The 6,267-nt window shown below is 63.5% G+C and carries 4 protein-coding genes; 2 read left to right on the forward strand and 2 right to left on the reverse strand.

Annotated elements, in window-relative coordinates; genetic code table 11:
• Nucleotides 1–58 precede the first annotated feature (58 nt).
• The gene (locus ACWGTO_RS20900; protein ID WP_454576687.1) at nt 59–1,339 is read right to left on the reverse strand and encodes an amidohydrolase family protein; all 1,281 of its coding nucleotides are present in this window, start codon (nt 1,337–1,339) and stop codon (nt 59–61) included.
• Nucleotides 1,340–1,513: 174 nt separating this feature from the next.
• Here ACWGTO_RS20900 and ACWGTO_RS20905 point away from each other — a divergent pair, with 174 nt between their 5' ends.
• Nucleotides 1,514–3,268: an ABC transporter ATP-binding protein gene (locus tag ACWGTO_RS20905; RefSeq protein ID WP_454576688.1), complete on the forward strand. Its 1,755-nt coding sequence runs from the start codon at nt 1,514–1,516 to the stop codon at nt 3,266–3,268.
• Nucleotides 3,269–3,427: 159 nt separating this feature from the next.
• Here the strand turns inward: ACWGTO_RS20905 and ilvD are convergent, their stop codons facing one another.
• Nucleotides 3,428–5,272 (reverse strand): dihydroxy-acid dehydratase, encoded by a 1,845-nt coding sequence (ilvD, locus tag ACWGTO_RS20910; protein ID WP_454576689.1) that lies wholly within the window; start codon nt 5,270–5,272, stop codon nt 3,428–3,430.
• Nucleotides 5,273–5,545: 273 nt separating this feature from the next.
• Here ilvD and ACWGTO_RS20915 point away from each other — a divergent pair, with 273 nt between their 5' ends.
• Nucleotides 5,546–6,016: a VOC family protein gene (locus tag ACWGTO_RS20915; RefSeq protein ID WP_454576701.1), complete on the forward strand. Its 471-nt coding sequence runs from the start codon at nt 5,546–5,548 to the stop codon at nt 6,014–6,016.
• Nucleotides 6,017–6,267: the final 251 nt, after the last annotated feature.

Consider the following 6,267-nt stretch of genomic DNA (forward strand, 5'->3'; position numbering starts at 1 on the left):
GCAAGCGGCCGCTTTGACGAGGCAAATCGGTAAGACCAGCGGCGGAAATCGGCTGTGTCTACGCAGTCTTGTGCCGCCGGTTCACCTGGCCTGGCCGCCCAGAGATCGACAGCTGCGTCTCCTGCTTCGTGCGCTCGGCCACCACCTTGCCCCTGGCGACGACGCAGAGCCGCTCGGCCCGCAGACGCAAGGCCTCAATCGGGTTGCCGGCATCGAGGATGACGAAGCTGGCACGCTTGCCCACGGCGAGGCCGAGATGGTCGAGGCCCATGATGGCGGCGTTGACGTTGGTGACCATGTCGAAGCAGCGCGCCATGTCGGCCGGGCTCGACATTTGCGCGACGTGGAGGCCCATGAAGGCGACGTCGAGCATGTCGGCGGTGCCCAGCGAATACCAGGGGTCGAGCACGCAGTCCTGGCCCCAGCCGACGCGGATGCCATGCGCCTGCATCTCCTTGACGCGGGTCAGGCCGCGGCGTTTGGGAAAGCTGTCGTGGCGGCCCTGCAGCATGATGTTGATCAGCGGATTGGGAATTGCGGAAACACCCGCCTCGGCGATCAGCGGCAGCAGCTTGGAGACGTAGTAATCGTCCATCGAGTGCATGGAGGTCAGGTGCGAGCCGGCCACCTTGCCCTGCAACCCGAGCCGCTGCGTCTCATAGGCAAGCTGCTCGATATGGCGCGACAGCGGATCGTCGGTCTCGTCGCAATGCAGGTCGACCATCAGCCCGCGCTTTGCCGCGATTTCGCAGAGTTCAGTGACCGAGCGCCTGCCGTCGGCCATCGTGCGCTCGAAATGCGGGATGCCGCCGACGATATCGACGCCCATGTCGAGCGCGCGGATGGTGTTTTGCCGCGCCGTCGGCGAGCGGTAGAACCCGTCCTGTGGGAAGGCGACCAGTTGCAGGTCGATATAGGGCGCGACCGTCTTCTTGACGTCGAGCAGCGCCTCGACCGCCAGCAAGCGGTCGTCGCAGACGTCGACATGGGTGCGGATGGCGAGCAGGCCCATCGAGACCGCCCAGTCGCAATAGGCGAGCGCCCGCTCGCGCACGCCTTCATGCGTCAACAGCGGCTTCAGCTCGCCCCACAGCGAAATGCCTTCGAGCAGCGTGCCCGAGGCGTTGATGCGCGGAATGCCGTAGGACAGCGTGGCGTCCATGTGGAAATGCGGATCGACGAAGGGCGGCGAAATCAGATTGCCATGTGCGTCGATCGCCGTGCCGGCGGTGACGTTCAGTTCGGGCTCGATGGCGACGATCGTCTCGCCTGATATGCCGAGGTCGGCGACGGTGCCGTCCGGCAGGGTTCCGCCGCGCACAACAAGGTCGAAATCCATCTGTCGTCATCTCCCTGGATCACTCGTCACAATCGTGGCGCAAAAGACACCCGGCCGCAGCCGTTTGTCTCCGCGGCAGCGAAAGGTTCCATCCGGTGGCAACTCGCTCTATAAGCCGCCTTTCGCCCCCGTGGCGAATCCGAAATTCGTCTCAGTCAGGCATGGGATCAACCATTGTTTCGCTTCTTCCGTTCTACGGAAAACCAGCGCCTCATCGCGAGGCTCGTCAGGGAATCCTTCCACGAGCACAAGTTTGGCTATGCCGCCGCGATCGCGTCGATGCTGGTGGTGGCCGCCATGACCGGCGCCAGCGCCTGGATTCTTCGCGAGATCACAAATGAGTTCGTGATCTACAAGAGGCTCGACCGGGTCAACCTGATTGCCGGAGGGGTCGCCGCGATCTTCGTCTTCAAGGGCGTCGCCAACTTCGTGCAGGCCTACTTTATGAGCCGCGTCGGCAACAGCATCATCGCCGACCGGCAACGCAAGATCTACGACCGCATCCTGGCGCAAGGCATCGAGTTCTACCATTCGACCTCGTCGTCAGAGCTGATCACCCGCATGACCAACAACGCGCAGGCAGCGCGCAACGTGCTCGACCTCGTCGTCACATCCTACGTACGCGATCTGGTGACGATGATTGTGCTGGTGGGGGTGATGGTCTGGCAGCAGCCGGCGCTGTCCCTGATCTGTTTTGTCATTGGCCCCATAGCCATTTACGGGGTCAATCACATCCTGAAACGCGTGCGCAAGATTGCCGCGCAGGAGTTCCGCTCGCTCGGCCAGATCGTGCAGGTGATGCAGGAAACGGCGGTGGGCGTGCGCGTGGTGAAATCCTTCGGCCTCGAAGGCGCGATGCGCAAGCGCATGTACAAGGCCGTGTCGGACGTGGAGAACCGCGCCAACAATATTGCGACGCTGGAAGCCGCCACCAGCCCGGTGATGGAAACGCTTGCCGGGTTGGCAATCTCCGGCTCCGTCCTGGTCAGCGGCTTCCTGGTTCTGGGTGGCGGCCAGATGCCGGGCAACATCATGGCTTTCATCGCGGCCCTGCTGCTGGCCTACGAACCGGCAAAGCGCCTGGCGCGCGTGCGCATTTCGCTGGAAACCGGCATTGTCGGCGTGCGAATGATGTTCCAGCTCGCCGACCGGCCGCTGACGCTGGCCGAGAAGCCGGATGCAAAGCCGTTGCAGGCCGGGCCGGGCGAAATCCATTTCGACAATGTCAGCTTCGCCTACCCGGAAAGCCCGCCGGTGTTCGAAGGGCTCGACCTGACGCTCGAGGCCGGCAAGATGACGGCGCTGGTCGGGCCCTCGGGCAGCGGCAAGTCGACCATCCTCAACCTGATCATGCGCATGTACGACCCGCAGGTCGGCAGGGTGCTATTCGACGGCCAGGATATCTCCGACGCCACGCTCGCCTCGGTGCGGGAGAAGATCGCCTATGTCAGTCAGGACACGTTCCTGTTTGCCGGCACGGTCATGCACAACATCCGGCTCGGGCGTCAGGACGCGACCGACGCGGAGGTGATCGCTGCCGCCAAGGCCGCCAACGCGCATGACTTCATCAGCGCCATGGCCAAGGGCTATGATACGGATGTCGGTGAGAACGGCGCGCTGCTTTCCGGCGGCCAGCGCCAGCGCATCTCTATCGCGCGCGCCATGCTGCGCAATGCCGAGATCCTGCTGCTCGACGAGGCGACCAGCGCGCTCGACGCCGAATCCGAGGCGCTGTTCCGCGACGCGTTGCAACAGCTGACGGTCGGGCGCACCACCATCGTCATCGCCCACCGCCTGTCGACCGTGCACCAGGCCGACACGATCGTCGTGCTGGAAGCCGGCAAGGTGGTGGAAAGCGGCGCGCACCGCACGCTGCTCAATCAGGGCGGGCTGTACCAGAAGCTTTATGAGTACCAGTTGATGCCTTGAGGGCATTTCCGGATGTCGGAGCCAAGCCCCCTCATCCGGCCCTTCGGGCCACCTTCTCCCCGAGGGGAGAAGAGATCGTCAGCGCCGGCGACAGCCTCTTCTCCCCATTGGGGAGAAGGGTGGCCGCGAAGCGGCCGGATGAGGGGGCCTGCGCAGACCTCACTCCGGAACGTGCCTCACAGCGCCCTTGTCGGCGCTGGTGGCGAAGGCGGCGTAGGCGCGCAGAGCGGTCGTCACTTTGCGCTTGCGCTTTTCCTCTGGCTTCCAGGCCAGGGCGCCCTTGGCCTCCATCGCCGCTCGCCGAGCATCGAGTTCAGCATCGCTGACCGCCAGGCGGATGGTGCGGTTCGGAATGTCGATCTCGATCGTGTCGCCTTCCTGCACCAGACCGATCGTGCCGCCTTCCGCCGCTTCCGGCGAGGCGTGGCCGATTGACAGGCCAGATGTGCCGCCGGAGAAGCGGCCGTCGGTGACCAGCGCGCAGGCTTTGCCGAGGCCTTTCGACTTCAGATAGCTCGTGGGATAGAGCATTTCCTGCATGCCGGGGCCGCCGCGCGGTCCTTCATAGCGGATGACGACGACGTCGCCGGCCTTGATCTCGTTGGACAGGATCGCCTTCACCGAAGCGTCCTGGCTTTCGAACACACGCGCCGGGCCGGTGAATTTCAGGATCGATTCGTCGACGCCCGCCGTCTTCACGATGCAGCCGTCGAGCGCAAGATTGCCCTTCAGCACCGCAAGGCCGCCGTCCTTCGAGAACGGCGTCTCGGCCGAGCGGATGACGCCTCTCTCGCGGTCGAGATCGAGCTGGTCCCAGCGGCGATCCTGGCTGAAGGCGACCTGCGTCGGCACACCACCGGGAGCGGCGAGGAAGAAGTCGCGGACATTCTGGCTCGTCGTGCGGGAAATATCCCAATGGTCCAGCGCTTCGCCAAGGCTTGCCGTGTGCACCGTCGGCAGGTCGCGGTTGAGCAGCCCTGCATTGTCGAGCTGGCCAAGGATGGCCATGATGCCGCCGGCACGGTGGACATCTTCCATATGCACGTCGGACTTTGCCGGTGCCACCTTGCACAGCACAGGGACCCGCCGCGACAGCCGGTCGATGTCTTCCATGGTGAAGTCGACCTCGCCCTCATGCGCGGCGGCCAGGATGTGCAGCACGGTGTTGGTTGAGCCGCCCATGGCGATGTCGAGCGTCATGGCGTTCTCGAAGGCGCCCTTGGAGGCAATGCTGCGCGGCAGTGCCGTCTCGTCATCCTGCTCGTAGTAGCGCTGGGCAAGATCGACGATGAGATGGCCCGCCTCGACGAACAGCCGCTTGCGGTCGGCGTGGGTCGCCAAGGTCGAGCCATTGCCGGGCAGCGACAGGCCGAGCGCCTCGGTCAGGCAGTTCATCGAATTGGCCGTGAACATGCCCGAGCAGGAACCGCAGGTCGGGCAGGCCGAGCGTTCGATGACCTTGACGTCCTCGTCGGAGATCTTGTCGTCGGCGGCGGCAACCATGGCGTCGACCAGATCGAGCGCCTGCGTCTTGCCGGCCAGCACCACCTTGCCGGCTTCCATCGGGCCGCCGGACACAAAGACGGTCGGGATGTTGAGGCGCAGCGAGGCCATCAGCATGCCGGGCGTGATCTTGTCGCAATTGGAGATGCAGACCATGGCGTCGGCGCAGTGCGCATTGACCATGTATTCGACGGAGTCGGCGATAAGCTCGCGCGACGGCAGCGAATAGAGCATGCCGTCATGCCCCATGGCGATGCCGTCATCGACGGCGATTGTGTTGAACTCCTTGGCGACGCCGCCGGCCTTCTCGATCTCGCGCGCGACGAGTTGGCCAAGATCCTTGAGATGGACATGGCCGGGCACGAACTGGGTGAAGGAATTGACCACCGCGATGATCGGCTTGCCGAAATCCGAATCCTTCATGCCTGTGGCGCGCCACAGGCCGCGGGCGCCGGCCATGTTGCGGCCATGGGTGGTGGTGCGGGAACGATAGGCGGGCATGAATATTCCTTAGCTGGCTGGCTGCGCCCGGTGCGGAGCGTGGCGGCGCTGAATTCAGGTCGGAGGCGTTATAGACCGGCAAGTATGGTCTGGCCACATTTTTGCAATGCGCCAGATTCGCGTGAGAAATCAGAGTTTGCGAAAAAGATTGCGGACCGGTGTCGGATCGCTCGCCGCACGCGCGTCCTTGGGGCAACGGCAAGGGAATGGCACCATTTCTGGAGTCAGCCGTTTCACTGTAACCGCAACCAAAGACACCCCGAGGAGCACGACATGCAAAAGATCACCACCTGCCTGTGGTTCGACAACCAGGCCGAAGAGGCGATGAATTTCTACATCTCCATCTTCAAGAATTCGAAGGTGCTGAGCGTTTTGCGTTGGCCCGACGGTCACGCCGATGCGGGCAAAGCGCTGGTGACCACGTTCGAACTCGACGGTGTGCAGTTTCAGGCGCTCAACGGCGGACCGCAATTCAAGTTCAACGAGGCGATGTCACAGTCGATCGATTGCAAGACGCAGGAAGAGGTCGATTATTTCTGGGAGAAGCTCATCGAAGGTGGGGGCGAACCTTCGCAATGCAGCTGGCTGAAGGACAAATTCGGTGTGTCGTGGCAGGTCGTGCCGGAGCAGTTGCCGCGCCTGCTTCTGGATCCGGACAGGGCCAAGGCTGGCCGGGTGATGTCGGCAATGATGCAGATGAGCAAGATCGATATTGCGAAGATCGAAGCGGCGGCGAAGGGGTGAGAAGCGCCCTCTTCCTTCTCCCCCTGGTAGGAGAAGGTGGATCGGCGGGTTAGCGCCGAGACGGATGAGGGGTTCCAAGGAACGCCAACCCCTCACTCCGCTGGAACACCCCTCATCCGGTCGCTTCGCGGCCACCTTCTCCCACAGGGGGCCTGTTGCGTAATTGGCTGGTTGTGATTCTCTGAGACGGAGTTCGGAGGGAATCGCAATGGCGGTGAAGCAGACGGGTCAGTTGAGCCTGGCAGAGGCTT

Source organism: Mesorhizobium sp. PL10 (assembly GCF_053714315.1).